At 60.5% G+C, this 25701-nt stretch carries 23 protein-coding genes; 15 read left to right on the top strand and 8 right to left on the bottom strand.

Annotated elements, in window-relative coordinates; translation table 11 throughout:
- Positions 1 to 33 precede the first annotated feature (33 nt).
- The 3 genes from fdhD to AC1DVE_RS10860 all read left to right on the top strand — a co-directional run bounded on the left by fdhD (position 34) and on the right by AC1DVE_RS10860 (position 4046).
- The gene (gene fdhD / locus AC1DVE_RS10870; protein WP_223457414.1) at positions 34 to 873 is read left to right on the top strand and encodes a formate dehydrogenase accessory sulfurtransferase FdhD; all 840 of its coding nucleotides are present in this window, start codon (positions 34 to 36) and stop codon (positions 871 to 873) included.
- On the top strand, positions 870 to 3218 hold the full coding sequence (locus tag AC1DVE_RS10865; RefSeq protein ID WP_223532837.1) for an FdhF/YdeP family oxidoreductase: 2349 nt from the start codon (positions 870 to 872) through the stop codon (positions 3216 to 3218). The genes fdhD and AC1DVE_RS10865 overlap by 4 nt, the downstream gene beginning before the upstream one ends.
- Before the next feature lie 339 nt (positions 3219 to 3557).
- On the top strand, positions 3558 to 4046 hold the full coding sequence (locus AC1DVE_RS10860; RefSeq protein ID WP_046040805.1) for a glycine zipper domain-containing protein: 489 nt from the start codon (positions 3558 to 3560) through the stop codon (positions 4044 to 4046).
- Positions 4047 to 4114: 68 nt separating this feature from the next.
- On the opposite strand, the gene AC1DVE_RS10855 is transcribed toward AC1DVE_RS10860, so the two are convergent.
- From AC1DVE_RS10855 to AC1DVE_RS10845, 3 genes are all read right to left on the bottom strand, one after another.
- The gene (locus tag AC1DVE_RS10855) at positions 4115 to 4537 is read right to left on the bottom strand and encodes an acyl-CoA thioesterase (protein ID WP_223457406.1); all 423 of its coding nucleotides are present in this window, start codon (positions 4535 to 4537) and stop codon (positions 4115 to 4117) included.
- 188 nt (positions 4538 to 4725) lie between these two features.
- Entirely contained in the window at positions 4726 to 5952 is a 1227-nt protein-coding gene (locus AC1DVE_RS10850) for a 3-hydroxyacyl-CoA dehydrogenase (protein WP_223457404.1), read from the bottom strand.
- Positions 5953 to 6168: 216 nt separating this feature from the next.
- Positions 6169 to 8103, bottom strand: coding sequence for a RecQ family ATP-dependent DNA helicase (locus AC1DVE_RS10845; RefSeq protein WP_223532841.1), 1935 nt, complete (start codon positions 8101 to 8103; stop codon positions 6169 to 6171).
- Positions 8104 to 8570: 467 nt separating this feature from the next.
- On the opposite strand from AC1DVE_RS10845, the gene AC1DVE_RS10840 reads away from it, so the two are divergent.
- From AC1DVE_RS10840 to AC1DVE_RS10825, 4 genes are all read left to right on the top strand, one after another.
- A complete protein-coding gene (locus AC1DVE_RS10840) occupies positions 8571 to 8861 on the top strand; it encodes a hypothetical protein (RefSeq protein WP_223457374.1) in 291 nt (96 codons plus the stop codon).
- Positions 8862 to 8913: 52 nt separating this feature from the next.
- Entirely contained in the window at positions 8914 to 9090 is a 177-nt protein-coding gene (locus AC1DVE_RS10835; RefSeq protein ID WP_477783912.1) for an antitoxin PaaA2 family protein, read from the top strand.
- A 333-nt stretch (positions 9091 to 9423) separates the two neighbouring features.
- Entirely contained in the window at positions 9424 to 9720 is a 297-nt protein-coding gene (locus AC1DVE_RS10830; protein ID WP_095942254.1) for a hypothetical protein, read from the top strand.
- Between the two features lie 290 nt (positions 9721 to 10010).
- Complete coding sequence (locus tag AC1DVE_RS10825) at positions 10011 to 10364, top strand: DUF1493 family protein (protein ID WP_223532849.1); 354 nt, start codon at positions 10011 to 10013, stop codon at positions 10362 to 10364.
- 96 nt (positions 10365 to 10460) lie between these two features.
- Here AC1DVE_RS10825 and AC1DVE_RS10820 read toward each other — a convergent pair whose 3' ends face one another.
- The 3 genes from AC1DVE_RS10820 to AC1DVE_RS10810 form a co-directional block, all read right to left on the bottom strand.
- Positions 10461 to 12002 (bottom strand): phosphoenolpyruvate carboxykinase, encoded by a 1542-nt coding sequence (locus AC1DVE_RS10820; protein WP_223532851.1) that lies wholly within the window; start codon positions 12000 to 12002, stop codon positions 10461 to 10463.
- A 180-nt stretch (positions 12003 to 12182) separates the two neighbouring features.
- A complete protein-coding gene (hslO, locus tag AC1DVE_RS10815; RefSeq protein WP_095942248.1) occupies positions 12183 to 13085 on the bottom strand; it encodes an Hsp33 family molecular chaperone HslO in 903 nt (300 codons plus the stop codon).
- A gap of 363 nt (positions 13086 to 13448) precedes the next feature.
- On the bottom strand, positions 13449 to 13856 hold the full coding sequence (locus tag AC1DVE_RS10810) for an RNA-binding S4 domain-containing protein (RefSeq protein ID WP_223457368.1): 408 nt from the start codon (positions 13854 to 13856) through the stop codon (positions 13449 to 13451).
- A gap of 216 nt (positions 13857 to 14072) precedes the next feature.
- On the opposite strand from AC1DVE_RS10810, the gene rimB reads away from it, so the two are divergent.
- Both rimB and rimK read left to right on the top strand, forming a co-directional pair.
- Positions 14073 to 14552: a retropepsin-like aspartic endopeptidase RimB gene (gene rimB, locus AC1DVE_RS10805; protein WP_150726445.1), complete on the top strand. Its 480-nt coding sequence runs from the start codon at positions 14073 to 14075 to the stop codon at positions 14550 to 14552.
- On the top strand, positions 14549 to 15454 hold the full coding sequence (gene rimK, locus AC1DVE_RS10800) for a 30S ribosomal protein S6--L-glutamate ligase (protein ID WP_007972871.1): 906 nt from the start codon (positions 14549 to 14551) through the stop codon (positions 15452 to 15454). The genes rimB and rimK overlap by 4 nt, the downstream gene beginning before the upstream one ends.
- A gap of 161 nt (positions 15455 to 15615) precedes the next feature.
- Here the strand turns inward: rimK and AC1DVE_RS10795 are convergent, their stop codons facing one another.
- On the bottom strand, positions 15616 to 16929 hold the full coding sequence (locus AC1DVE_RS10795) for an ATP-binding protein (RefSeq protein ID WP_223457366.1): 1314 nt from the start codon (positions 16927 to 16929) through the stop codon (positions 15616 to 15618).
- Positions 16930 to 17044: 115 nt separating this feature from the next.
- Positions 17045 to 17785, bottom strand: a complete 741-nt coding sequence (gene ompR / locus AC1DVE_RS10790; protein WP_007972873.1) for an osmolarity response regulator transcription factor OmpR — start codon at positions 17783 to 17785, stop codon at positions 17045 to 17047.
- Between the two features lie 361 nt (positions 17786 to 18146).
- On the opposite strand from ompR, the gene AC1DVE_RS10785 reads away from it, so the two are divergent.
- The 6 genes from AC1DVE_RS10785 (at position 18147) to tauC (ending at position 25671) form a co-directional block, all read left to right on the top strand.
- Entirely contained in the window at positions 18147 to 20471 is a 2325-nt protein-coding gene (locus AC1DVE_RS10785) for a Tex family protein (protein WP_223542921.1), read from the top strand.
- Positions 20471 to 20854, top strand: a complete 384-nt coding sequence (locus AC1DVE_RS10780) for a PaaI family thioesterase (protein ID WP_056726920.1) — start codon at positions 20471 to 20473, stop codon at positions 20852 to 20854. The genes AC1DVE_RS10785 and AC1DVE_RS10780 overlap by 1 nt, the downstream gene beginning before the upstream one ends.
- A 320-nt stretch (positions 20855 to 21174) precedes the next feature.
- Positions 21175 to 22758 carry a glutamate--cysteine ligase gene (gene gshA / locus AC1DVE_RS10775; protein ID WP_223457362.1) on the top strand — a complete coding sequence of 528 codons (1584 nt, stop codon included), beginning with the start codon at positions 21175 to 21177 and terminating at the stop codon, positions 22756 to 22758.
- 295 nt (positions 22759 to 23053) lie between these two features.
- Positions 23054 to 24031 carry a taurine ABC transporter substrate-binding protein gene (gene tauA, locus AC1DVE_RS10770; RefSeq protein WP_223457360.1) on the top strand — a complete coding sequence of 326 codons (978 nt, stop codon included), beginning with the start codon at positions 23054 to 23056 and terminating at the stop codon, positions 24029 to 24031.
- A gap of 15 nt (positions 24032 to 24046) precedes the next feature.
- Positions 24047 to 24841 carry a taurine ABC transporter ATP-binding subunit gene (gene tauB, locus AC1DVE_RS10765; protein WP_223457358.1) on the top strand — a complete coding sequence of 265 codons (795 nt, stop codon included), beginning with the start codon at positions 24047 to 24049 and terminating at the stop codon, positions 24839 to 24841.
- Complete coding sequence (gene tauC / locus AC1DVE_RS10760; RefSeq protein WP_154910735.1) at positions 24838 to 25671, top strand: taurine ABC transporter permease TauC; 834 nt, start codon at positions 24838 to 24840, stop codon at positions 25669 to 25671. Before tauB ends, tauC begins: the two co-directional genes overlap by 4 nt.
- The last annotated feature ends 30 nt before the right edge of the window (positions 25672 to 25701 follow it).

Raw genomic sequence — 25701 nt, 5'->3', positions numbered from 1 at the left:
AGTCTTAAAGCTGATCAAACCGCCGGTGATGCCATGAACACCAAGCGCCCAGCCTGCGCGGCGCCTGCCCTCGAAACGCCCGCGCCCGCCGCCAGCCAGACGTACAGCTACAGCAACCTTGAATACTCGGAATCGGACAGCACCGCGCTGGCCGAGGAAGTCGCGCTGGCGATTGCCTACAACGGCATCAGCCAGGCGGTCATGCTGGTAACGCCCACGGACCTGGAAGATTTCATCGTCGGCTTCAGCCTGGGCAGCGGCATCATCCAGGACGCCACGGATATCTACGACCTGCAACTTAGCGGCTCGGGGTCGGCGCAATACGCGCAAGTGACCATCGCCAACCGCGCCTTCTGGAACCTCAAGCAGCAGCGTCGGCAACTGGCCGGCACCAGCGGTTGCGGGTTGTGCGGTGTGGAAGCGGTCGAGCAGGCACTGCCGGACCTTCAGGTATTGCCCGGCGCCCCGTTGCCGCCGGTCGAATGGCTTGATGGCCTGCGCGAGCGCATCGGCGCCTTCCAGCCGTTGGGCCAACATTGCGGTGCGGTGCATGCCGCAGTGTTCATGAATGACAAGGGCGAGTTACTGCTCGGCCGCGAAGACATCGGCCGGCACAACGCCCTCGACAAACTGATCGGCGGATTGATCCGCCAGAAGATCCCGACCGCTGGCGGCCTGGCGATTGTCACCAGCCGCTGCAGCCTCGAACTGATCCAGAAAGTCTTGCGTGCCGGCATCCAGACCCTGGTCAGCCTGTCGTCACCCACCGGCCTGGCCGTGCAATGGGCCCGTCGCCACAACCTCAATCTCATCCATCTGCCACAGAAGAATGCACCGCGGGTCTACAGCCCAACGTTGGAGAATCAAGCGTGAGTCAACACCGTCAAGCCGATCAGAAACCCGTCCCTCGCTACAAGCCCTACAAAGGCGCGGCCGGTGGCTGGGGCGCACTGATCAGCGTGGCCCAGGCCTGGTTGACCAGCGACAACGCGCTGAAAAACCTGCGCATGATGCTCAAGACCAACAAGAACGGCGGCTTCGACTGCCCTGGTTGCGCCTGGGGCGATTCCCTGGAAGGCGGCATGGTGATGTTCTGCGAGAACGGCGCCAAGGCGGTGAACTGGGAAGCGACCAAACGCCGTGTCGATGCCGGATTCTTCGCCAAACACAGCGTCACTTCGCTGCTGGAGCAAAGCGACTATTGGCTCGAATATCAGGGCCGCCTGACCGAACCGATGAGCTACGACGCCGAGACCGATCGCTACAAGCCGATCAGTTGGGACGCCGCATTCGCCCTGATCGCCAGGCATCTGAACGGCCTGTCGAGCCCCGATCAGGCCGAGTTCTACACCTCGGGACGCGCCAGCAACGAAGCGGCGTACCTCTATCAGCTGTTCGTGCGCGCCTACGGCACCAACAACTTCCCTGACTGCTCGAACATGTGCCACGAGGCCAGCGGTGTCGCGATGTCGCAAAGCGTCGGGGTCGGCAAAGGCACCGTGACCTTCGACGACTTCGAACACGCCGATGCGATTTTCGTCTGGGGCCAGAACCCCGGCACCAACCACCCACGGATGCTCGAACCGCTGCGCGAAGCGGTGAAACGTGGCGCGCAAGTGGTTTGCATCAACCCGCTCAAGGAGCGTGGCCTGGAGCGCTTCCAGCATCCGCAGCACGCGATCGAAATGCTCACCAACGGCGACAAGCCGACCAACACAGCGTTCTTCCGCCCGGCCTTGGGTGGCGACATGGCGATCATGCGTGGCATGGCGAAATTCCTCCTGCTGTGGGAGCGCGACGCGCAGAAAACCGGCACCCCGGCGGTGTTCGACCACGACTTCCTCAACGAGCACAGCGTCAACGTGCTGGATTACCTGGCCGTCATCGACGACACCCCGTGGGAGCAGATCGTCGAGCAGTCCGGCCTGAGCCTGGTGGAAATCGAGCAAGCCGCGCGCATGTACGCCAAGGGCAAGAACGTGATCATGTGCTGGGCCATGGGCATCACCCAACACCGCCATTCGGTGGCGACCATCCAGGAAATCGCCAACCTGATGATGCTGCGCGGCAACATCGGCCGGCCGGGTGCCGGCCTGTGCCCTGTGCGTGGCCACAGTAACGTGCAGGGCGACCGGACCATGGGCATCAACGAACGCCCTCCTGTCGCGTTCCTCGATGCCCTGGAGCGGCGCTTCCAGTTCAAGTTGCCACGCGACAACGGCCACAACGTGGTCGAGGCGATTCATGCGATGGCTGAAGGCCGGGCGAAAGTCTTCATCGGTCTGGGAGGCAACTTCGCCCAGGCCACGCCGGACAGCCCGCGCACGTTCCAGGCCCTGCGAAACTGCGACCTGACCGTGCAGATCAGCACCAAGCTCAACCGCAGCCATTTGACCCACGGCAAGGACGCGCTGATCCTGCCGTGCCTGGGCCGCACCGACATCGATATCCAGACCGAAGGCCCGCAAGCGATAACCGTCGAAGACTCGTTCAGCATGGTCCACGCCTCCAATGGCCAGCTGCAGCCGCTGTCGAACCAGATGCGCTCGGAGCCGGCGATCCTGGCCGGTATCGCTGCCGCGACCCTGGGCAGCCACCCGGTGGACTGGAACTGGCTGGTGGCCGACTACAGCCGCATCCGCGACCTGATCGCCGAGACCATTCCCGGCTTCAAGGACTTCAACGAGAAGATCAAGAACCCTGGCGGTTTCTACCTGGGCAACAGTGCCGGTGCACGCAAGTGGGACACCGCCTCGGGCCGGGCCAATTTCCGCTCGAACGCGCTGCCCAAAGACCTGGTGCACGAACGCACCCGCGCCACCGGTGTGCTACCGGACCTGATCATGCAATCGATGCGTTCCCACGACCAGTACAACACCACCATCTATGGCCTCAACGACCGTTATCGCGGCGTGAAGGGTCAGCGGGACGTGTTGTTCGTCAACGAAGCCGACATCATTCGCCTGGGCTTCAAGCCTGGGCAAAAGGCGGACATCGTTTCGCTCTGGGACGATGGCGTTGAACGTCGGGTAAAAGGCTTCACGCTGCTGGCGTTTGATATCCCGGCCGGGCAAGCGGCGGCCTACTATCCGGAAGTGAACCCGTTGGTGCCGCTGGAAAGCACCGGCGATGGCAGCCATACGCCGACTTCGAAGTTCGTGGCGATCCGGTTGGAGGCAGCGAGTGAGACTGGGCTGATCATGGCCAGGTCGGCGTAACGCTTCGTCTGTGCCGGCCACTTCGCGAGCAAGCCCGCTCCCACATTTGGATCTTCGGCGAACGGAGATTTAAATGTGGGAGCGGGCTTGCTCGCGAATACGGTAGATCAAACAACAAACTTTCCGGACCCTGCACTTTCCTTTCGCCCACAAAAAAGACCGTTTCCTCATGAAAACGGCCTTTGCGAAGTAGTAAAAGACCGGCAAAAAAACGTTAAGTTCCGCCCAAAAAACAGTAACTTGCAATATTGTATACAGGTCGTGTTATTCGTCGGATTTCGATTGTCACGCCCATTCCAGAGCCTCAGGATCGCGCCGTCATCCCCTTGAGGTTCCTCCATGAAGTTCTCCTCGATTCTCTTGTTGTCCCTTGGCCTGGTCAGCGGTATTGCGTCTGCTGGCGGCACTACCGAAGCCGGCGTAGGCGGCGCATTGGGCGGGGTTTTAGGCTCGGTCGTCGGTCAGTCGTTAGGCGGCAGTACAGGTTCCACCATCGGCGCGGCCCTGGGTGGCGCGGGTGGTAGCGCCGTCGGCGCAAACAAACACAGCCGTGGCGAAGCAGCCATTGGCGGCGCGTTGGGTGCTGCAGGCGGTAACGTGGTCGGCCGCAGCTTGGGCGGCACCACCGGCAGCCTGATCGGCGCCGCAGCAGGCGGCGGCGCTGGTGGCGCGCTGGGTAACCACATGGGCAAAGAGTACGATAATGATGATGACGGCGATCGTCGTTACTATCGCGGCCATGGTGATCGTCGTTACTACCGTGACGGCCATCCGGGCCGCGGCCATGCCTATGGCCATCGCAAGCATCGCTGGCACGACGACGACTAAGGCATCCATCGCCTAGCTATAACTGGTACATCAAAAATCGCAGCCCAAGGGCTGCGATTTTTTTTGCCTTACTGAACCGCCAGACGCTCCAGCGCCCCACGCAACCCTGCAGGAATCGCCACCGGTTGATTCGACGCACGATCGACAAACACATGCACGAAGCGCCCCGCCGCACAGGCTTCATCTTCCCCTTGCTTGAACACGGCCAGTTCGTATTGCACCGAGCTGTTGCCCAACTTGCCCACCCGTAGACCGATCTCGATGCGATCCGGGAAGGCAATGGAAGCAAAGTAATCACAGGCCGAGCTCACCACGAACCCCACCACCTCACCATGATGGATATCCAGGCCGCCGACTTCGATCAGATAAGTGTTCACCGCCGTATCGAAGAAACTGTAGTAGGTAACGTTGTTGACGTGACCGTAGGCGTCGTTGTCGTGCCAGCGGGTGGTAATGGGCTGGAAGTGGGGGTAGTCGGTGCGCTGGGGCATTAGTGTTGATTCCTGAGTGGGTTCGCCAGTCTAAGGCGAAAACCGCGTTATCGTTCTTCGCGAGCAAGCCCGCTCCCACATTGGATCTTCGGTGAACACAGATTTTGTGTCCGACCGATATCCAATGTGGGAGCGGGCTTGCTCCGGGCGGCGATCCGACGAAGGCGCCCTCACAGGCGCCACAACAATCACTTGTCAGCAAAGCCCTTGCCGGCTGCCGCCAACTCTCCAATCAACCGCGCCGGTTGCCAGTGATCGCCCTGACGCGTCTCAAGGTCCATCAAGCGCCGGTGAATGTCCGCCAACCCTTGCTGATCCGCCCAGGCCATCGGCCCGCCCTTGTCCGCCGGGAAACCATAGCCGTTGAGGTAGACCAGATCGATATCGTGGGCCGACCCGGCGATGCCTTCCTGCAGGATCTTCGCGCCTTCGTTGACCAGTGCCAGCAAGCAGCGCTCGAGAATCTCCTCCGGGCCGATCTCGCGGCGCTGGAACCCCAGGCCTTCACTGACTTCCAGCACCAGCGCATCCACCTGTGGATCATGTTCGGCCTGACGACTGCCCGGTTCATAGTGGTAAAAGCCGTTGCCACTCTTCTGACCGAAACGCCCCTGCTCACACAAACGGTTATCCACCTGAACTTGCGGCGCATCCTGCCCGATGCCGGATAACTGGCGCGCGCGCCATTGCAGATCGACACCCACCACGTCGAACATGCGGAACGGCCCCATGGCGAAACCGAAGCCTTGCAGCGCTGCGTCCACCTGGTAGGGATAAGCGCCTTCCAGCAACATTTTTCGCGCTTCGAGCACATAGGTATTGAGCATGCGGTTGCCGATGAAACCGTCGCAATTGCCCGCCACCACACTGACCTTGCCCATGCGCTGGCCGAGCGCCAGTGCCGCGTCGAGCACCGCCGGCGCCGTCTGTGCACCACGGACGATTTCCAGCAGCTTCATGATGTGCGCCGGGCTGAAGAAGTGCAGGCCCAGCACTTGCTGCGGTCGGCGTGTGACCGCAGCAATGGCGTCGATGTCCAGCGCCGAGGTATTGCTGGCCAGAATGGCTTCGGGTTTGAGCAGGTCATCGAGCTCGCGGAAGATTTTCTGCTTGAGCTCGAGGTTTTCGTACACCGCTTCGATGACCAGGTCGACATCGCGGATGGCCGTATAACTATCTGCCGCCGTAACGCGCGCGACACGGGCATCGGCTTCGCTCTGGTCAATGCGGCCCTGGCGCACGTTGTGGGCGTAGGTGTCCGCTACGGTGGCCAGCGCTTGCTCCAGCATTTGCGGATTATTGTCGACCCACTGCACGGCCACTCCGGCGTTGGCCAGGCACATGACAATGCCACGGCCCATGGTGCCCGCGCCGATGACGGCGGCGCGCTGAATATTCGACGGTGTCTGGCTCATGTTTTGTTCTCTTGTTGGCGATCCGAAGACAGCCACCACCATAGTCAGCCACCGGGTTTTTTTGAAATTTATTCCTGTGATGAGCAACATTCAGCGGATGGATGTGCCCCTGCGAGGCCCTGAGATTCCTGCTCGCGATATCGGTGTGCCAGTCGCCATCACTGTTGAATGTGCCGGCCTCATCGCGAGCAGGCTCGCTCCCACAAGGGTTGTGGTTCAGCCTGCCAGATGCCGCTGGGCCCACTCCCGCACCCCGGCATACGGATAATCCTCCAGCGCCGCGAACCCGGGAATCGACCGCGCCTTGAGCTTGGTGAACAACGGCACGCTGATCCCGCACAGAAACCGTGTCACGCGTTCAGCCGAGGGCACGTTGCCCGTGTGCTGCTCGTGCCTGTGGATAAAACCGCCACACAGCGCCTCGAAATTCTTATCCACAAGGGCCGGCAACTCCGGTGGTGCCGGTAGCCGCGCCACTTGCCCATGACACACCGAACAATGTCCGCATTGCTGCGGTGCATTGTGGTCACCGAAATACTCGGCCAGGCGATAACCCAGGCAGCGGTCGGTGGCGAACAGGTCCAGCATCGCGTGAATCCGCGCGACCTCGGTGCGCTCATGCCGAGTGAAACAGCCGTGCAGTTCCTCGCCCAACGCGACGCTGTCGAACCCGCTTTGCAGCACGCTGTAGACCTCGGTCATCTGCTTGCTTTCCAGCTCCACCCAGCCCTTCTCCTGGAAATAATCCAGCGCCTTGACCACCCGACTGCGCTCGGCCTGATGCTGTTCGTACAACGCCTCGAAATTCACCGTGGCCCAGGTCCGTGCGCGGCTTGAGGTCTGGATGATCGCAGCGACAAAATCCCTGCGCTCGCCTTCGAAACGCGCCAATAGCACCTCGGGCTCCTGCACATACTTGAACCGGTACTCGGCGTAGTACGCGTAGCGCGGGGCGATCAGCCCGCGCAACTCGAGTTGCACCAGCAAGGTCTTGAGCGGCAACTGGCGAATATTGCTCTGATCGGCCAATGGCCCCAGCAGAAATTCCCACTGCCCTTCGGTGGCTGCGGCATGCATCTCGTCAAGCACGCAACGGATGCCATCCAGCTCGGGCGTGTCGCCGTAGACGAAGTTCTCCAGCACGTTGAGGCTGTCGCGGTTGGCCAACACCAGGCAGTCCGACGGCTGCCCGTCACGCCCGGCGCGGCCGATTTCCTGGCTGTAGTTTTCGATGGATTTGGGCAGGTCAAAATGCACCACATTGCGGATGTCACTCTTGTCGATGCCCATGCCAAAGGCGATGGTGGCGACGATGCAATTGGACTGCCCGCCCATGAATCGACGCTGGATCGCTTCCCGTTGCTCATGGGGCAACCCGGCGTGATAAGCCTCGGCCTGAATGCCGTTGCGGTTCAGGTGTTCAGCGATGTGCTCGGCGGTTTTCTGTAAGGTGACATAGACGATGCTCGGCTGGTCCGGACGCTGGCTCATCCACTCGACCAGGCGTCGGCGTTTGTCCGCTCCGCGAACTGGCTCCACCAGCAAATTGAGGTTCGGGCGATAGAAACCGGTGGTCACCACATCGTCGGCTGCGATGGCGAACTTCGCCTGCATGTCGGCGATGACCTTGGGGGTCGCCGTAGCGGTCAGCAGCAACACCTGCGGGATGTTGAACTGGCGTTGATAGTCGGGAAGCTTGAGGTAGTCCGGGCGAAAGTTATGCCCCCATTCGGAAATGCAGTGCGCCTCATCCACCACCAGCAACGAGATCGGTACTTGCTGCAAAAAATGCCGGAAGCGCTCGTTCTTCAGGCGTTCCACGGAGATCATCAAAATCTTCAGCTCGCCGGATTTTGCCCGGGCCATGACATCGCTGGCGTCATCGCGGCTCTGGGCCGAATCGATACTGCCCGCCGAGATGCCGTGGCGTTGCAGGAACGCCAGTTGATCCTGCATCAACGCCAGCAAGGGTGAGACCACCAGCGTCAGGTGCGGCAGCAACAGCGCCGGCAATTGGTAGCAAAGGGATTTGCCGGAACCGGTGGGGAAAATCGCCGCCGCCGAACGCCCGGCCAGCACGGCACTGACGGCCGCCTCCTGACCGGGTCGAAATTGTGGATAACCGAAAACCTGTTCCAGGGTGTTGTGCATTAGCTGTCACTCCGTTGACCGCTGCGGAGTCAAAAGCCTGACCGGCGATCGCAGCGAGTCGAGAAAAGGTCGGGGGCAAAAACGATAGGGGATGATACAGCGGATGATTCAAAGGGCTTGAGGAATCGGGTAACTGGCAGATCGCTTTCGCGAGCAGGCTCGCGAAGAGGCCAGCACACCCACCGCAAAATTCGAAATACCCGACAATGTCCGAGGCCCCCTCTACCGAGATTTACTGCGAAGCGCCTGAAAACGCTGTAAGCATTTTTACCTCTCGCCATTCCACGTTGAAAACCCAGCACCAACGTGTAGTCCCCTTCCTCAAAATATGACAAAACCCTTACAAAGCCTGTCGATCTCAGCCGTCTTGTCCCGTAACGCCATACCCTCCTATAGTTTCCAGCGCGGCTGAAAACAGTGTCTCGGCCTGCCGGGAACACTCGCCGATTTCGCACAGGACCCACTCAATGAAAAACCCCGACTCACTGACAACCCGCTACCACCCACTCAAGACCCGCTACAGCGAAACCCCGGTGCTGGTCATCGATACCGAGGCCGACCCCTTCGAGATCCTCGACGCCGCCCGACAACGCATCCGCGCCGCCAGCGACCTGCTCGAAACCCTTTATTGCACATGTTTCAAACAGGCCGAAGCGAACGACATCCCCAAGATCGTCAGCGCCCTGTACCTGCTGACCCAGGACGGCAATGACCTGCTCGACATCGCCCGACAGCGCTTGCCGAAACTCACCGGCTGAAGAACACCACAACCGCCTGGGAGCGAGCCTGCTCGCGAAGAACGATAACGCGGTGAACCTGATAAAAAATAAAATGCCCGATACCCAAGAACCGCTCAAACAAGCAGCCTACGACGCATGGTTCAAAGCCCAAGTACAAGCCGGCCTCGATAATCTCCGTCCCAGCATTCCAGATGAAGAAGCCAAACGCTTGATGGCAATCAAACGCGAAAAATTGCGCAGGCGATAAGTCCGTAAGCAACGCCCTATCAAAGCTTCGGCACAGTCCTACAAAAGAAGACACCTTGTCGCCTATCGCGTCTAACAACAAAATTTTACTGTCTCCCCTTCGCTGCAAAATCAGCGATCAGGTTTGGTCACCTGAGAACAACGCACACATGTGTGCCATCATTCGCGCCGCGGACATCTATGTCCTCGTGGTGCATTGCTATGGCGGCTGTGTGCGGGACGCCTTCGGGCGAGCCGAGTTGTTGTTCTCGGTTGACCAAGCCTGCGCACAGTCCGCCTCCCATCGTTTGGTCACGGTGCTGGCGGTTAATTAACAACAAACCGAGTACATGCCATGTCAACTCTGAACCCGTTTCCAAATCGCTACCGCCCACTCCACACCAACCTCACCGACACCCCGGCCCTGATCATCGACACAGAGGCCAACCCCCAAGACATCCTCGAAGCCGCCCTCCAGCGCATCCGGGCCTCCAGCGAATTGCTGCAAACCCTGCACTGCCAATGCTTCAAACACGGCGACCTCGAAGACATCCCGCACATCACCCACGCCCTCTACCTGCTGACCCAGGATGGCTGCGACCTGCTCAAAGTCGCCCAGCAACGCATGCTCAACTGGAAAGCCCCGGTCTGATCTTTAATGGAGATCGCTCCCACGCACTGCGCAGGAGCGATCAAGAAACAAGAATTGCTCCGATGGAAACAAACCACTCAATGCCCTCATCGGATACAGAAGGAAACCATGAGCAGTTTTTTTGATGAGCTAATGGAAAGCGTGCAACAAATGAACGAGATCCTACGGGGTGAACGTCGGTCCTCCGTGCAAACTGGAAACGCTGAGCCAGAAGTAATCAACTCAGGCGGCCCTTCCTCTCAAGTCCGACGACCAATAAGATCCGTTCAGGCCCAATCGGATCTCCCCCAATGAACCTCGCCCCCAACCTCCCCGACGACCACTTGATGCAGCAACTCATGCAACTGCTGCATGAAGAACTCGGCTTCCCCGAACGCAAAACCATCAGCCTCAGCACCTCGATCAATTTCGACCTGGACTGCAACGGTGCAGACGCCCGGCATTTGATCGAAACCCTGGAAGACCACTTCGCCATCGATTTCGTGGATTTCGACAGCTATCGCTATTTCCAGCCCGACGGCTTTGACGTGAATCTGAAGCGAAAAGCCAAGGGTCGCGGCGAGAAGGTGCCATTGACCATCGGCATGCTCTACCGGGCCATCAAGGCCCAACGCTGGGACACGGATGAGCTCGAAGGCCTGTAACGGCCCGGCGCATTCTGACTTGCCCGCGAAAAACTGAATTTTGCGCACAAAAAAGCCGCCCCGAGGGGCGGCTTCTTCGTTAGCTCAATCCAACGCTTACAGCTTTGGACCAGCAGCCTTGATCGCGTCGCTCACTTCGAACTTCTTGAAGTTCTCGATGAACAGGCCGGCCAGTGCTTTGGCGGCTTCGTCGTAGGCGGCTTTGTCGGCCCAGGTGTTGCGTGGGTTCAGCAGGTCAGTCTCAACGCCCGGTACGGCCACTGGCACGTCGAGGTTGATGGTGTCCAGGTGCTCGGTCTCGGTACCGATCAGCGCGCCGCTCTGGATCGCTGCGATCACGGCACGGGTGGTCGGGATGTTGAAGCGTTTGCCGACGCCGTAGCCACCGCCGGTCCAGCCGGTGTTGACCAGGTAGACCTTGGAGCCGAAGCCGCGGATGCGCTTGATCAGCAGCTCAGCGTATTCGCCGGCCGGACGCGGGAAGAACGGTGCGCCGAAGCAGGTGGAGAAGGTCGACTTGATGCCGCTGCCCGAACCCATTTCGGTCGAACCGACCAGAGCGGTGTAACCGGACAGGAAGTGGTAAGCCGCTTGTTCTTCGTTGAGGATCGACACTGGCGGCAGCACGCCGGTCAGGTCGCAGGTCAGGAAGATCACAGCGTTCGGCTCGCCACCGAGGTTCTTCTCGGAGCGCTTGGCAACGTGCTCCAGCGGGTAGGCGGCGCGGCTGTTCTGGGTCAGGCTGACATCGGCGTAGTCGGCGTGCTTGGCATCGTCGATAACGACGTTTTCCAATACCGCGCCGTGCTTGATGGCTTTCCAGATAACCGGCTCGTTCTTCTCGGACAGGTCGATGCACTTGGCATAGCAACCGCCTTCGATGTTGAACACAACGCCTTCGCCCCAGCCGTGTTCGTCGTCACCGATCAGGTAACGGCTTTCGTCGGCCGACAGGGTGGTTTTACCAGTGCCGGACAGACCGAAGAACAGGGTCACGTCGCCTTCTTCGCCGATGTTGGCGGCGCAGTGCATTGGCAGTACGTCGGCAGCCGGCAGCAGGAAGTTCTGCACCGAGAACATGGCTTTCTTCATTTCACCGGCGTAACGCATGCCGGCGATCAGCACTTTCTTCTGTGCGAAGTTGAGGATCACGCAGCCGTCGGAGTTGGTGCCGTCACGCTCTGGCACGCACTCGAAGTTGGCAACGTTGAGCACTTGCCACTCGTCACGACCCGCCGGGTTGTACTGAGCCGGGTTGATGAACAGGCAACGGCCGAACAGGTTCTGCCAGGCAGTCTGGGTGGTCATCTTCACGGCCAGGTAGTGCTCGGAAGCCGCACCTACATGCACGTGGGAAACGAAATGCTCTTGCGCGTTGTTGAATGCCTCAACGCGAGCCCACAGGGCGTCGAACTTGTCGGCCGGGAACTTGCGGTTGATCGGGCCCCAGGCGATGGCGGCCTGAGTGCTTGGCTCTTCAACGATGAAACGATCGACTGGCGAACGGCCGGTACGGTGACCGGTACGAACGACCAGTGCGCCGGTATCGGCAAGCTCGCCTTCACCGCGGTTGAGGGCTTCTTTAACCAGATCATCAACACTCAGATCGGTGTACACGGCATTGTTGGCTTGCGTCATGAGGTTCCCCGTCGGCCAGTGGCCGAGTGCTCCAAACGTTTTTGTAGTAGAAAGTCGCGCACTACTACCGCGGAAAAAGTGGGCCGGATTATGCCAGAAAAGCCCAAAAAAAGTAGACCCCTCCTGTCGTAACGGCGTTAATCCGGCGCAAGGCAGTGAATTTACCTGCGCTGAACCGTTTTAGTGACGGGTATCTGACGGCGTCTCGATACCCGCGCCGGCGAACAATTGAGTGACATCGGCCGCGTCAAACAGGTAGCGCTGGTTGCAGAACTGGCAATCGATTTCGATGTTGCCACCGTGTTCGACCACCAATTGCTGCGCGTCTTCCATACCCAGACTGACCAGCGCATTGGCCGAACGTTCGCGCGAGCAGCTGCAACGGAAGCGCAGCTTCTGCACATCGAACAGACGCACCTGCTCGTCGTGGTACAGGCGATGCAGCACGGTTTCGTTGTCCAGGCTCAACAGCTCGTCGGCGGTCAGCGTACCGCCCAGGGTGGTGATGTGCTGCCAGCTGGCGGCGCGTTCGTCTTCGTCTTTCAAACGGTCGGCCGGCAGTTGTTGCAGCAACAGGCCACGGGCACGACGACCATCGGCGCAGAGCTTGATGCGGGTGCCAATCTGCTGGGACATGACGAAGTAGTTGGTGAAGCAGTCGGACAACGTTTCGCCATCCAGATCGACGACGCCCTGGTAGCGTTGGCCCCGTTTCGGGTCGACGGTCAATGTCAGCGAGCCGTCCGGCATCAGGTCAGCCAGGGTAGCATCAGGTGCGATGCGGTCCGCCTCGTAACGGGCCAGGCCCCGGATGTCGCGCTCGCTGGAGCACTCGATCATCAGCAGCGGGATCGGGCCTTCGGAGCGTGCCTGCAGAATCAGCAAGCCATCGAACTTCAACGTGCCGACCAGCAACGATGCGGCCGCCATCAGCTCGCCGAGCAGTTGCGCGACCGGCTGCGGGTAGGCGTGTTTGGCCAGGACTTCGGCGTAGCTGAGCTCCAACGAGACCAGTTCGCCACGGGTGTCGCTGTCATCGAAGATGAAGCGTTGGGTGAAGTCGTTATCCGCGTGATCGGTCATAGGTCTGGGTATCTGAATTAGTGAAAAAGGTTACAGGACACAAGAAATTTACCCTGCGCCACCCCTCGGGTGCGCAACATTCAGCCATGAAAGGCATTTTATGAACAATCCGGGCCTGATCCAAGCAAGGTGGAAAAAGCGCTGATGGGTTTTGGGTCGTTTCCCGCCCTGCACTGCTGGCAATGTGGTTATGGCCTACAGGTCAGAGACTGTGTGTGATTTTCGACGAGCGGCGATATCGTCCATGCGATGCACTGCTGGCGAAGCACAGATATGGATGCGCACCGGGTCAATTGCAAGTCTTGGCCTTAAGACGCGGTGAGGCCGGGTGAGTACGCGGCACTCGCCCGAGAAATATCTGTATTAGTCGTCGTTACTGCTGCCACGAAACTTGAACAAATCCCGCCGCTGTTTCTTGCTCGGCTTACCGTCGGTGCTCACACCCAGGGCTCCGGCTTTTCTTTGCGCCGCGGCCTCTTCGCGTTTGGCGATGCTGGCCAGGGTTTCGGCATACAAGGTCTGCGCTTGCGGCGCGCCGCGGCGAACGATCGACAACGCCTGAACCACCACCGTGCGCTCCTCGAAACCGGTGCGGATCACAAACTCATCGCCGACCCGCGGCTCTTTACCCGGCTTGCAACGCTCGCCCCGGCAATGCACCTTGCCGCTTTCAATCGCCGCCTTGGCCAAGGCGCGGGTTTTGTAGAATCGTGCAGCCCACAACCATTTATCGAGGCGGACTTTGTCGTCCTCTTCGTTTTTTTGTGCCATGGAATTTCCTCATTCTGAAATATTGGTGAACTGTACTACCGTTTCTGTCGTACCAAGAATTACTCCATCCCGGACTACAATGCTGACATTCCATAACCTCCTTGCGAGACTGGAAATCCGGGCTGTAGATATCTGTCGCCTTTTAACCATTATTCTGCGTGAATACCGCGAATTTGGCCGCCTGCGGCCACTGCGGTTTCTACCGGTTGAGCAATTTTGAAGACATTTGACCATTTGACCGTTGTCGGTCTGCGCGAGTGGGTGGCGCTCCCTGATTTGGGAGTCGCCGGCCTTCGGGCAAAAATCGACACCGGCGCCAGCACCTCCAGCCTGCATGCCACCGACATCGAGACATTTGACCGGGACGGTGAGCAGTGGGTGCGTTTCACGGCGCACCTGGGCACGGTGGTTCAGTTGCGACACCGGCGCTGCGAAGCACCGCTGGTGACGAGGAAAACCATTAAAAGCTCAAACGGTCACGCGCAGGTGCGATACGTGATCAGCACCACCCTGGCCCTTGGTGATCGGGTCTGGCGGGTCGAATTCACGCTCGCCTGCCGCAAGTCCATGCGTTATCGCCTGCTACTCGGCTCCAAAGCCCTGATCCACGGCCAGTTGGTGGTCAATCCGGGCATCAAGTATGTACAAGACAAGCCGGTGTTCCCGGTATCTACCTCCTCCACAGGTGTTGCATGAAGATCGCTGTGCTGTCGCGGAATCCGCGTCTGTATTCCACCCGTCGTCTGGTCGAAGCCGGTACCGAGCGTGGCCATGAAATGGTGGTGGTCGACACCTTGCGCGCCTACATGAACATCGCCAGCCACAAGCCGCAGATCCACTACCGCGGCAAACCGCTGGAAGGCTTCGATGCGGTGATTCCACGGATCGGCGCATCCGTGACCTTTTATGGCTGCGCAGTGCTGCGCCAGTTCGAAATGATGGGGGTATTTCCGCTCAACGAATCGGTGGCCATTGCCCGTTCGCGGGACAAGCTGCGTTCGCTGCAATTGCTGTCCCGTCGCGGGATCGGTTTGCCGGTGACCGGGTTTGCCCACTCCCCCGATGACATTCCCGACCTGATCGAAATGGTCAACGGCGCGCCGTTGGTGATCAAGGTGCTGGAAGGCACCCAAGGCATCGGCGTGGTGCTGTGCGAAACCGCCACGGCTGCGGAATCGGTGATCGAGGCGTTCATGGGCCTCAAGCAGAACATCATGGTTCAGGAGTACATCAAGGAAGCCGGTGGTGCGGACATTCGCTGCTTCGTCGTCGGTGACAAGGTAATTGCAGCGATGAAGCGCCAGGCCAAGCCCGGCGAGTTTCGCTCCAACCTGCATCGCGGTGGCAGCGCGAGCCTGATCAAGATCACGCCGGAAGAACGCATGACAGCGTTGCGTGCGGCGAAGGTCATGGGGCTGGCAGTGGCAGGCGTCGACATCCTGCGCTCCAATCACGGACCGTTGGTGATGGAAGTTAACTCGTCGCCGGGACTTGAGGGGATTGAGACCACCACCGGGAAGAATGTGGCGGGGATCATCATTGAACATCTGGAGAAGAATGGTGGGCCGAATATGACTCGGACCAAGGGCAAGGGCTGAGGCTCATCAACTGTGGCGAGGGAGCTTGCTCCCGCTGGAGGCCGAAGGACTCCCAAATCCCACAATCGTGTTCTTGTACTTCAGACACGGTTGTCTGGTTTTGCGGCTGCTGCGCAGCCGAACGGGAGCAAGCTCCCTCGCCACAAAGGCCTCTGTGTTTGCTAAACAGCATCCCGCGGCAACATCAACCCCAACGGCAACCGCACCCGCGCCTCCAGCCCACCGCCCGAGCGGTTACGCAGCTCAACGTTGCCGCCATGCATCGAAGCAATCCGCTTCACGATCGCCAGACCTAATCCGGTACCTTTGCCTCCCCGGGCACGATCACCCCGGGTGAACGGGTTGAAAATCGCCTCCAGCTCCGACGGATCGATCCCGGCACCACGGTCCATGACACTCAGCACCACATACGGTGCGCTGGTGTCCCCGGATACATACGCCGCCACCTCCACACCGTTGCCAGCATGATGCAGCGCGTTGCCGATCAGGTTGTTCAGCAGCCGCTTCATCGACACACGACGCAATGGAAACGGCTGGATAGGTTCCAGACGCAATCGCACTTTTTCTTCGGTCTGGTTATACGGCGCGGCAACTTCACGGACCAGGTCACTCAGGTCAACCTCTTCCACCGACTCGTCACGCCCGTCGCGAATGAACGCCAGGAACTGATCGAGAATCGCGTCCATGTCTTCGATGTCACGCACCATGTCGTCAGTCAGGTCGGTGCGATCGCCCATCAGTTCCAGGGACAGGCGCAAGCGTGTCAGCGGCGTACGCAAGTCGTGGGACACCCCGGCCAGCATCAGTTCACGCTCTCGACCGGCCTGTTCGACGTCTTCGGCCATCTGGTTGAAGGCGCGGTAAACCTCGGTCATTTCACTCGGCGTATCGCTGATCGGCAGGCGCACGCTGCGGCCCTGGCCGAGTTGCCGCGCGGCATACACCAGGCGCTTCAAAGGTTGATTGAGCTGGCTGACGAAGATCCAGGCCGAAGCGGTGGACAGCAGACCAATAGCGAGGAACCAGCCCAGCACGTTCCAGATTTTCTGGCCGCGCAACGGATGGGGATAAAGCGGTACTTTCAGCCAGCCATCGCCCAGGCTTGGCGCCCGGACCCACAGCGCCGGTGGCGAATGCATGCGCAGCCGGACTTCAGTGTCGGCACCCAGCTCCGCCTGCATCTGCCGCTGGTAGATCTCGCTGTAAGGCCAGTGCTGTTCACCTTCCGGCACGCCGGCACCCACCACCCGGATCAGGGTCGCAGCCTCGGCGATCTTGCCGCGGTTTTCTTCATCGGCAGCCCAATAGGCGCGCAGCGTCAGGGCGACACCGTGGCTGTACTGGCGGTCCACCAGCACGTCTTCGTTCATCAGCAGATAAACCAGGGTCAGTGCCTTGGAGAAGAGTACGACGATGAGCACCAGCCAAAGGGTGCGGGAGAAGAAGCTCTGGGGGAACCAAACGGGGGTTTTCATGGATAACCGTTAAACACTTGCAGGAGCGAGCGATGCTCGCATATTGCGGATCGCGAGTCTGCGGACAGGATCGATTGATCCGTTGTCCGCATGACCCGTTCCTACAATTCGCCAATCACTTGGTGGCGGTACCATCCGGTACAAACACGTAACCCACGCCCCAGACAGTCTGGATGTAACGCGGTTTGGACGGATCAGGCTCTATCATCCGGCGCAGACGGGAAATCTGCACGTCGATGGAACGCTCCAGGGCATCCCACTCGCGGCCACGGGCCAGGTTCATCAGTTTGTCGCGGGTCAGCGGTTGACGCGCGTTCATCACCAGGGCCTTGAGCACAGCGAATTCACCGGTGGTGAGCATGTGCACTTCTTCGCCGCGCTTGAGCTCGCGGGTAGCCAGGGACAACTCGTAGTCACCGAAGGTTACGCTTTCGTCTTCGCTGCCTGGCGCGCCCGGCACCGGAGCCGACTGGCGACGCAGGACCGCTTTGACGCGAGCCATCAGTTCATCCGGGTTGAACGGCTTGGCCAGGTAATCGTCGGCGCCCAGTTCCAGGCCCTTGATGCGGCTCAGTTCGTCGCCCTTGGCGGTGAGCATGATGATCGGAATCTGGTTGTTCGCATTGCGCAGGCGGCGGCAGGCGGTCAGGCCGTCTTCGCCGGGCAGCATCAGGTCGAGGACGACCAGGTTGAATACTTCGCGCGCCAGCAGGCGATCCATTTGCTCGGTGTTCGGTACGGCGCGGGCGCGGTAGCCCTTGCTGACGAAAAAACGCTCCAGCAGGCTGCTGAGCCCCGGATCGTCGTCAACGATAAGAATTTTTTCGCCTTCAGCAGTTTGTGCAGTGCTGCTCATTGGATGCTCCTTTGATCTCGGCACGCATTATGGCGTAGCTGCCGTTATACGCACCGTGTGCATTGTTAGCAGATTTTTCCTATACCGCCAGAAAACCGGCCATTGCACCGGCAACCCGCGATGCCCCCGAATGCCGTAACGCTGGTTATAATGCGCGGCCTTTTGTGTCAGGCAACATCAGACAGGTACTACAGACGGACACCATTTATTTTCATGGCGTCGGCAGTAATTGTTCGATTTCACGGGTCAACGGGATACCTTTTGATCCAGGTAGCGGCGCAGGCCAGGCCGCTCAACCAGACTCGCCGAGGCCCTATCTCTGCGCCTGCGAGCCTGCTTTCACAATTTGTCAGGTGGTTTTATGGACAGCATCAACAGCCGCATCGCCGAGGAACTCGGTGTACGCCCACAACAGGTCGAAGCGGCCGTCGCGCTACTCGATGAAGGCTCTACCGTTCCCTTCATCGCCCGTTACCGGAAAGAAGTGACCGGCAGCCTCGACGATACGCAATTGCGTCATCTGGAAGAGCGCCTGCGCTACCTGCGAGAACTCGACGAACGGCGTATCAGCATCCTCGCCAGCATCCAGGAGCAGGGCAAGCTGACCCCGCAACTTGAACGCGACATCAAGCTCGCCGACACCAAGACCCGTCTCGAAGACTTGTACCTGCCGTACAAGCAGAAGCGCCGCACCAAGGGCCAGATCGCCCTGGAAGCCGGCCTCGGCGAGCTGGCCGACGGCCTGTTCAACGACCCGTCCCTGAGCCCGGAAACCGAAGCCGCACGTTTCATCGACGCAGAAAAAGGCGTGGCCGATGTGAAGGCTGCCCTCGAAGGCGCCAAGTACATCCTGATGGAACGCTTCGCCGAAGACGCAGGCCTCTTGGACAAGCTGCGCAACTACCTCAAGCAGGAAGCCACCCTCAGTGCCCGCGTGATTGCCGGCAAGGAAGAGGAAGGCGCCAAGTTCCGCGATTACTTCGAACACGACGAACCACTCAAAAGCATGCCGTCGCACCGCGCGCTGGCAATTTTCCGTGGCCGCAACGAAGGCATCCTCAGCTCCGCGCTGAAAGTCGGCGACGAACTGCCGGGCACCATGCACCCGTGCGAAGGCATGATCGGCCAGCAATTCGGCATCCAGAACCAGAACCGCGCCGCCGACAAATGGCTGGGCGAAGTGGTGCGCTGGACCTGGAAGGTCAAGCTCTACACCCATCTGGAGACTGATTTGCTGGGCGAGCTGCGCGATGGCGCGGAAACCGAAGCGATCAACGTGTTCGCCCACAACCTGCACGACCTGCTGCTGTCGGCCCCGGCCGGCCCGCGCGCCACTTTGGGCCTCGACCCGGGCCTGCGCACCGGTTGCAAGGTCGCCGTGGTCGACTCCACCGGCAAGCTGCTGGATCACGCCACGGTTTACCCGCACGTGCCACACAACAAGTGGGACCAGACCCTCGCCGTGCTCGCCGCCCTGTGCGCCAAGCACTCGGTGGACCTGATCGCCATCGGCAACGGTACCGCCAGCCGCGAGACCGACAAGCTGGCCGCTGAACTGATCAAAAAATATCCGGCCATGAAGATGACTAAGGTCATGGTTTCCGAGGCCGGCGCATCGGTTTACTCGGCATCGGAACTGGCTTCCAAGGAATTCCCGGACCTCGACGTGTCGATCCGTGGCGCCGTATCGATTGCCCGTCGCCTGCAAGACCCTCTGGCTGAGCTGGTGAAGATCGATCCGAAATCCATCGGTGTCGGCCAGTACCAGCACGACGTGTCGCAGCTGAAACTGGCCCGTGGCCTGGATGCGGTGGTCGAGGACTGCGTGAACGCCGTCGGCGTCGACGTGAACACTGCTTCCGTGGCGCTGCTGGCACGGATCTCCGGCCTCAACGCGACCCTGGCGCAGAACATCGTCAGCCACCGCGACGAGCATGGCGCGTTCAAGACCCGCGCTGCGCTGAAAAAAGTCGCGCGCTTGGGTGAAAAAACCTTCGAACAGGCCGCCGGATTCCTGCGCGTCATGAACGGCGAAAACCCGCTGGACTCGTCGGCGGTTCACCCGGAAGCCTATCCGCTGGTTCAGCGCATCGCCGCCGAAACCGACCGTGACATCCGCTCGCTGATTGGCGATGCCGCGTTCCTCAAGCGTCTCGATCCGAAGAAGTACACCGATGAAACCTTCGGTCTGCCAACCGTGACCGACATCCTTCAGGAACTGGAAAAACCCGGCCGCGACCCGCGCCCCGAGTTCAAGACCGCCGAGTTCCAGGAAGGCGTCGAAGACCTCAAGGACCTGCAACTGGGCATGATCCTCGAAGGCGTGGTGACCAACGTGACCAACTTCGGTGCCTTCGTCGATATCGGCGTGCATCAGGACGGTTTGGTGCACATCTCCGCACTTTCGGAGAAGTTCATCAAGGATCCTCGCGAAGCGGTGAAGGCCGGTGACGTGGTGAAAGTGAAGGTCATGGAAGTCGACATCCCGCGCAAACGCGTGGGCCTGTCGATGCGCATGAGCGACACCCCAGGCGAGAAAATCGACGGCGCTCGCGGTGCGCGTCCGGGGTCGGCGCCACGCCAGTCCCAGAACACCGCACCGCGCAAGGAAACCACGGCGGCAGCACCGAGCAACAATGCCATGGCTTCGCTGTTCGCCAATGCCAAGCAGTTGAAGAAACGCTGATGGACATTCCCGCCGGGCTCACCGAAAGCGCGTTTTTCAAGCTACTGGGCTGCCGCTTGCACAGTCTGGAAACCGGGGTGGCGCAAGTCGCCCTGGCGCTGGAACCGGAGCTGCGCAATCGCGGTGGCAAGCTGCACGGCGGGGCCTTGTTCAGCCTGGTGGACATTGCCATGGGGCTGGCCTGTTCCAGCACCCACGGCTTTGACCAGCAGAGCGCGACCATCGAGTGCAAGATCAACTACATCCGCGCCGTCTCTGACGGCGAGGTGATGTGCACGGCGCGGGTGATCCACCCGGGCCGGCGCACATTGGTGGTCGAGGCCGATGTGGTGCAGGGCGACAAACTGGTCGCAAAAGCACAAGGCACGTTCGCTGTCCTGTAGCTACTCGTCATCGATTTGAGTTAATTTCGGCGTTGTGACCGCAGCGTCGGAGTTTCCTGTGGGAGCGGCTGTGGCGCGGGGGCTTGCCCCCGTTTGAGTGCGTAGCACTCACAATATCTTGGAACATCAGAGGTTTTGGGGCTGCTTCGCAGCCCAACGGGGCGATGCGGCGTTCCGACAAGCCCCCTCACCACAGGTCCGCTCCCACATCGATTGCGGCGAGTTCCAAAACCAGGCGAAAACGCCAGTTTTAACTTCACCCTTGTAGACCGTCTTGCCCACCCCCATATTGGGGCGACTGACGCGTGAAGGAATCCAACTTGAGCGAACTTCTCAACCGCCGCCTGGCTCTGCTCGGCGAGCGCGCTAACCTCTCTCTGCTCGAACAGTGCCTTCACGGCATCGAACGTGAATGCCTGCGCGTGACCGATGAAGGTCGCCTGGCGCAAACGCCGCACCCGGAAGAATTGGGTTCCGCGCTGACCAATGAACAGATCACCACCGACTATTCCGAGTCGCTGCTGGAGTTCATCACCCCGGCCCTGCCCGATCCTGCCGATACGCTGGCGAGCCTGGACAGCATTCACCGCTTTGCCTACAGCAAGCTCGGCAACGAGTACCTGTGGAGCCCATCGATGCCGTGCCCGTTGCCGGCCGAGGAAAACATCCCGATCGCCTATTACGGCACGTCCAATATCGGGCAGCTCAAGTACGTCTACCGCAAGGGCCTGGCCCTGCGTTACGGCAAGACCATGCAATGCATTGCCGGCATCCACTACAACTTTTCCCTGCCGGAAAAACTCTGGCCGTTGCTCAAGCAGGCCGAAGGCTTTGTCGGCACCGACCGCGATTTCCAGTCGTCGTCCTACATCGCGCTGATCCGCAACTTCCGCCGCTACAGCTGGCTGCTGATGTACCTGTTCGGTGCTTCACCCGCACTGGACGCCGGCTTCCTGCGCGGTCGTTCGCACCAGTTGGAACAACTGGACCCGCATACCCTGTACCTGCCGTACGCCACCAGCCTGCGCATGAGCGACCTGGGTTACCAGAGCAACGCCCAGGCCGGTCTGACGCCGTGCTACAACGATCTGAACAGCTACACCGACAGCCTGCGCAAAGCGGTGGCTACGCCGTATGCGCCGTACGTCGAAGTCGGCACCCACCAGGATGGCGAGTGGGTTCAGCTCAACACCAACATCCTGCAGATCGAAAACGAGTACTACTCCAACATCCGCCCGAAACGCGTGACCTACACCGGCGAGCGCCCTATCCAGGCGCTGGTGGCCCGTGGCATCCAGTACGTCGAAGTACGCTGCCTGGACATCAACCCGTTCCTGCCAATGGGCATCGACCTTACCGAGTCGCGCTTCCTCGATGCGTTCCTGCTGTACTGCGCGCTCAATGACAGCCCGCTGCTGACCAACACCAGTTGCGGCAACGCGACCTCGAACTTCCTCAGCGTGGTCAAGGAAGGTCGTCGCCCAGGCCTGCAACTGCAACGGGATGGCCAGCCGGTTGACCTGAAGGAATGGGCCGGCGAGCTGCTGGAAAAAATCGCTCCTCTGGCGACGATGCTCGACCAGAGCCATGGCGTCGATGCCCACAGCAAGGCGCTGGACGCCCAGATGGCCAAGGTCCAGGACCCGTCCCTGACGCCGTCGGCCCAGGTATTGGCGGCGATGGCCGAACACAAGGAAAGCTTCGCCCAGTTCTCCCTGCGCCAGAGCCAGGCCCATGCCGAGTTCTTCCGCAGCGAGCCGTTGCCGGCTGAGGAGCAGACGAAATTTGAAGAGCGGGCGCGTTCGTCGCTGGCTCAGCAGGCTGAGCTGGAACAGAACGAAGTCGGTGATTTCGATGTGTTTGTCGGGGCGTATCAGGCGAGCATTCTGGCGATCAGTAACTAACCGTCAAACACAGGTCCCCTGTGGCGAGGGGGCTTGCCCCCGCTGGACTGCGCAGCAGTCCCAGATCAGACCGACACCGCAGTATTTCGGGTAAACCGAGTTGCCTGCATTACGACTGCTTCGCAGCCGAACGGGGCGGTTCGGCGCTCCGACAAGCCCCCTCGCCACAATTCAGCTGTCGCTCCTCAATATTCCCCTCATAAGCTAATTCGAAAAAGTTATTTATTTTCTAATTCTTAGATCATTTAGTCTCTTTCTCACGCCGACAATCGGTCGCCTGACAAGGAGCTTTCTGATGAAACTGACTTTCCCTCTACGCTTGCTGGCGGCCGCTTCCTTGGCTACCGCGAGTTTTTTTGCCCAGGCGGCCGACTTCACCGTCGCCTACCAGACCACCGTTGACCCGGCGAAAGTCGCCCAGGCTGACGGCGCCTACGAAAAGGCCACCAAGGCCGATATCAGCTGGCGCAAATTCGACAACGGTGCCGATATCATCGCCGCCATCGCCTCCGGCGATGTGCAGATCGGCTATCTCGGTTCCAGTCCCCTGACCGCTGCCATCACCCGCAAAGTGCCGGTGGAAACCTTCCTCATCGCCACCCAGATCGGTGCCGCCGAAGCCCTGGTCGCCCGCGACGGTTCCGGGATCAAGACCCCGCAAGACCTGATCGGCAAGAAGATCGCCGTGCCGTTTGTATCCACCGGCCACTACAGCCTGCTCGCCGCGCTGAAGCACTGGAACATCGACCCGTCGAAAGTCACCGTTCTCAACCTGGCTCCACCCGCGATCATTGCCGCCTGGAAACGCGGTGACATCGACGCCACGTACGTATGGGACCCGGCCCTCGGTGTCGCCAAGGAAAACGGCAAGGTACTGATCACCTCCGGCGAGCTGGCCAAGTTCGGCGCACCGACCTTCGACGCCTGGATCGTGCGCAAGGATTTCGCCGAGAAGCACCCGGAGATCGTCACCGCGTTCGCCAAAGTGACCCTGGACGCCTACGCCGATTACCGCAAAGACCCGCAAGCCTGGCTCGCCAACCAGAGCAACGTCGACAAGCTTGTAAAACTGTCTGGCGCCAAGGCCAGCGACATTCCGCTGCTGCTGCAAGGCAACGTCTACCCGCTGGCGGCTGACCAGGTGCTCACCCTCGGCGCGCCGACCACCAAAGCCATCACCGACACCGCGGCGTTCCTCAAGGAACAAGGCAAGGTCGAGGCCGTGCTGCCGGACTACGCGCCGTACGTCAGCGCCAAGTTCATCACCAACTGATCGGGAGTCAACGCGATGGCCTTGCTACAGCTGGAGCGCATCAGCGCACAGTACCCCGGCAACCCGGAACCGGTGTTGGCGGATATCTCCCTGAGCCTGGGGCCCCGGCAATTGCTGGTCGCCCTCGGCCCGTCCGGCAGTGGCAAAACTTCGCTATTGAACCTGATTGCCGGTTTCGTCGAACCCAGCGCCGGGCGCATCACCCTCGACGGCGTGCCAGTCAATGGCCCGAGCGCCGAGCGCGGCGTGGTGTTCCAGGACGACGCGCTGCTGCCGTGGCAAGACGTGCTGGCCAACGTCGGGTTCGGCCTGGAACTGGCCGGTTTCGCTCGGGACAAACGCGAAGCTCGCGCCAGAGAAATGCTCGCCCTGGTCGACCTTTCCGGTTTTGAACAGCGCCGCATCTGGCAGCTTTCGGGCGGCCAGAAGCAGCGTGTCGGCCTGGCCCGTGCCCTCGCCGCCGACCCACGCGTGTTACTGATGGACGAACCTTTCGGCGCCCTCGACGCCTTCACCCGCGAGCAGATGCAGGAGCTGTTGCTGCAAGTCTGGCAACGCACCGCCAAACCGGTGTTCCTGATTACCCATGACATCGAAGAAGCCGTATTCCTCGCCACCGACCTGATTCTGTTGGCGCCGAACCCTGGGCAAATCGTCGAGCGCCTGCCCCTCGATTTCGGTCAGCGTTATGCCGCCGGTGAGTCGGCCCGCTCGATCAAATCCGACCCGCGTTTTATCGAAACCCGCGAACACGTACTCGCCAAAGTGTTCTCCCAACGCAGTGCCGCCCAGCGGCAGGAGCGCGCATGAGCAGCTACGAAATTCCCGTCGCAGCGATAACGCCAGGCTCAGCCGTGATTCCGGCGAGTCGCCGTTTGAGCACTCGCTGGATCAGTGTGCTGACGCTGGTTGTTCTCGTTGCTATTTGGTGGGCCGTGACGGCGACCGGCTTGATCGAGCCGCTGTTCCTGCCGCCGCCCTCCGCCGTGCTGCAAAAAGGCTGGCTGCTGGCGACCTCGGGTTATATGGATTCAACCCTGTGGCAGCACCTTGGCGCGAGTCTGAGCCGCATCGGCCTGGGCCTCGGTTTTGCGATTCTCACTGCCGTGCCAGTGGGAATCGCCATCGGCGCCAACCGTATCGCCCGTGGTGTGCTTGACCCGCTGATCGAGTTCTACCGGCCGATTCCACCGTTGGCTTATCTGCCGCTGATCGTGATCTGGTGCGGCATCGGTGAATTGTCGAAAGTGCTGCTGATCTACCTGGCGATCTTCGCCCCGATTGCCATCGCCACCGCCACCGGTGTGCGCACGGTCGACCCGGCCAAATTGCGTGCCGCGCAGTCGCTGGGCGCGACGCGTGTGCAGTTGATTCGCCACGTGATCTTGCCGAGTGCCTTGCCGGACATTCTGACCGGTGTGCGCATTGGCCTGGGCGTGGGTTGGTCGACGCTGGTCGCCGCCGAATTGATCGCCGCCACCAGCGGTCTGGGCTTCATGGTGCAATCGGCCGCGCAGTTTTTGGTCACCGATGTGGTGGTACTGGGGATTCTGGTGATTGCACTGATCGCCTTCGCGATGGAGTTGGGCCTGCGTGCCCTGCAGCGCAAACTGGTGCCATGGCATGGCCAGGCCCACTGAATACTCGCTCCCACAGTTGGCACCTCCAGA

The organism is Pseudomonas sp. P4_B4, from assembly GCF_056402255.1.
The sequence above is the reverse complement of the archived record's forward strand: the minus strand, read 5'-3'. Positions and strand labels throughout refer to the sequence as shown.

Coding starts and splice junctions, on each gene's coding strand:
- fdhD (WP_223457414.1), top strand. CDS start 34: ATGAACACCAAGCGCCCAGCCTGCGCGGCGCCTGCCCTCGAAACGCCC.
- AC1DVE_RS10860 (WP_046040805.1), top strand. CDS start 3,558: ATGAAGTTCTCCTCGATTCTCTTGTTGTCCCTTGGCCTGGTCAGCGGT.
- AC1DVE_RS10855 (WP_223457406.1), bottom strand. CDS start 4,537: ATGCCCCAGCGCACCGACTACCCCCACTTCCAGCCCATTACCACCCGC.
- AC1DVE_RS10850 (WP_223457404.1), bottom strand. CDS start 5,952: ATGAGCCAGACACCGTCGAATATTCAGCGCGCCGCCGTCATCGGCGCG.
- AC1DVE_RS10845 (WP_223532841.1), bottom strand. CDS start 8,103: ATGCACAACACCCTGGAACAGGTTTTCGGTTATCCACAATTTCGACCC.
- AC1DVE_RS10840 (WP_223457374.1), top strand. CDS start 8,571: ATGAAAAACCCCGACTCACTGACAACCCGCTACCACCCACTCAAGACC.
- AC1DVE_RS10830 (WP_095942254.1), top strand. CDS start 9,424: ATGTCAACTCTGAACCCGTTTCCAAATCGCTACCGCCCACTCCACACC.
- AC1DVE_RS10825 (WP_223532849.1), top strand. CDS start 10,011: ATGAACCTCGCCCCCAACCTCCCCGACGACCACTTGATGCAGCAACTC.
- AC1DVE_RS10820 (WP_223532851.1), bottom strand. CDS start 12,002: ATGACGCAAGCCAACAATGCCGTGTACACCGATCTGAGTGTTGATGAT.
- hslO (WP_095942248.1), bottom strand. CDS start 13,085: ATGACCGATCACGCGGATAACGACTTCACCCAACGCTTCATCTTCGAT.
- AC1DVE_RS10810 (WP_223457368.1), bottom strand. CDS start 13,856: ATGGCACAAAAAAACGAAGAGGACGACAAAGTCCGCCTCGATAAATGG.
- rimK (WP_007972871.1), top strand. CDS start 14,549: ATGAAGATCGCTGTGCTGTCGCGGAATCCGCGTCTGTATTCCACCCGT.
- AC1DVE_RS10795 (WP_223457366.1), bottom strand. CDS start 16,929: ATGAAAACCCCCGTTTGGTTCCCCCAGAGCTTCTTCTCCCGCACCCTT.
- ompR (WP_007972873.1), bottom strand. CDS start 17,785: ATGAGCAGCACTGCACAAACTGCTGAAGGCGAAAAAATTCTTATCGTT.
- AC1DVE_RS10785 (WP_223542921.1), top strand. CDS start 18,147: ATGGACAGCATCAACAGCCGCATCGCCGAGGAACTCGGTGTACGCCCA.
- AC1DVE_RS10780 (WP_056726920.1), top strand. CDS start 20,471: ATGGACATTCCCGCCGGGCTCACCGAAAGCGCGTTTTTCAAGCTACTG.
- tauA (WP_223457360.1), top strand. CDS start 23,054: ATGAAACTGACTTTCCCTCTACGCTTGCTGGCGGCCGCTTCCTTGGCT.
- tauB (WP_223457358.1), top strand. CDS start 24,047: ATGGCCTTGCTACAGCTGGAGCGCATCAGCGCACAGTACCCCGGCAAC.
- tauC (WP_154910735.1), top strand. CDS start 24,838: ATGAGCAGCTACGAAATTCCCGTCGCAGCGATAACGCCAGGCTCAGCC.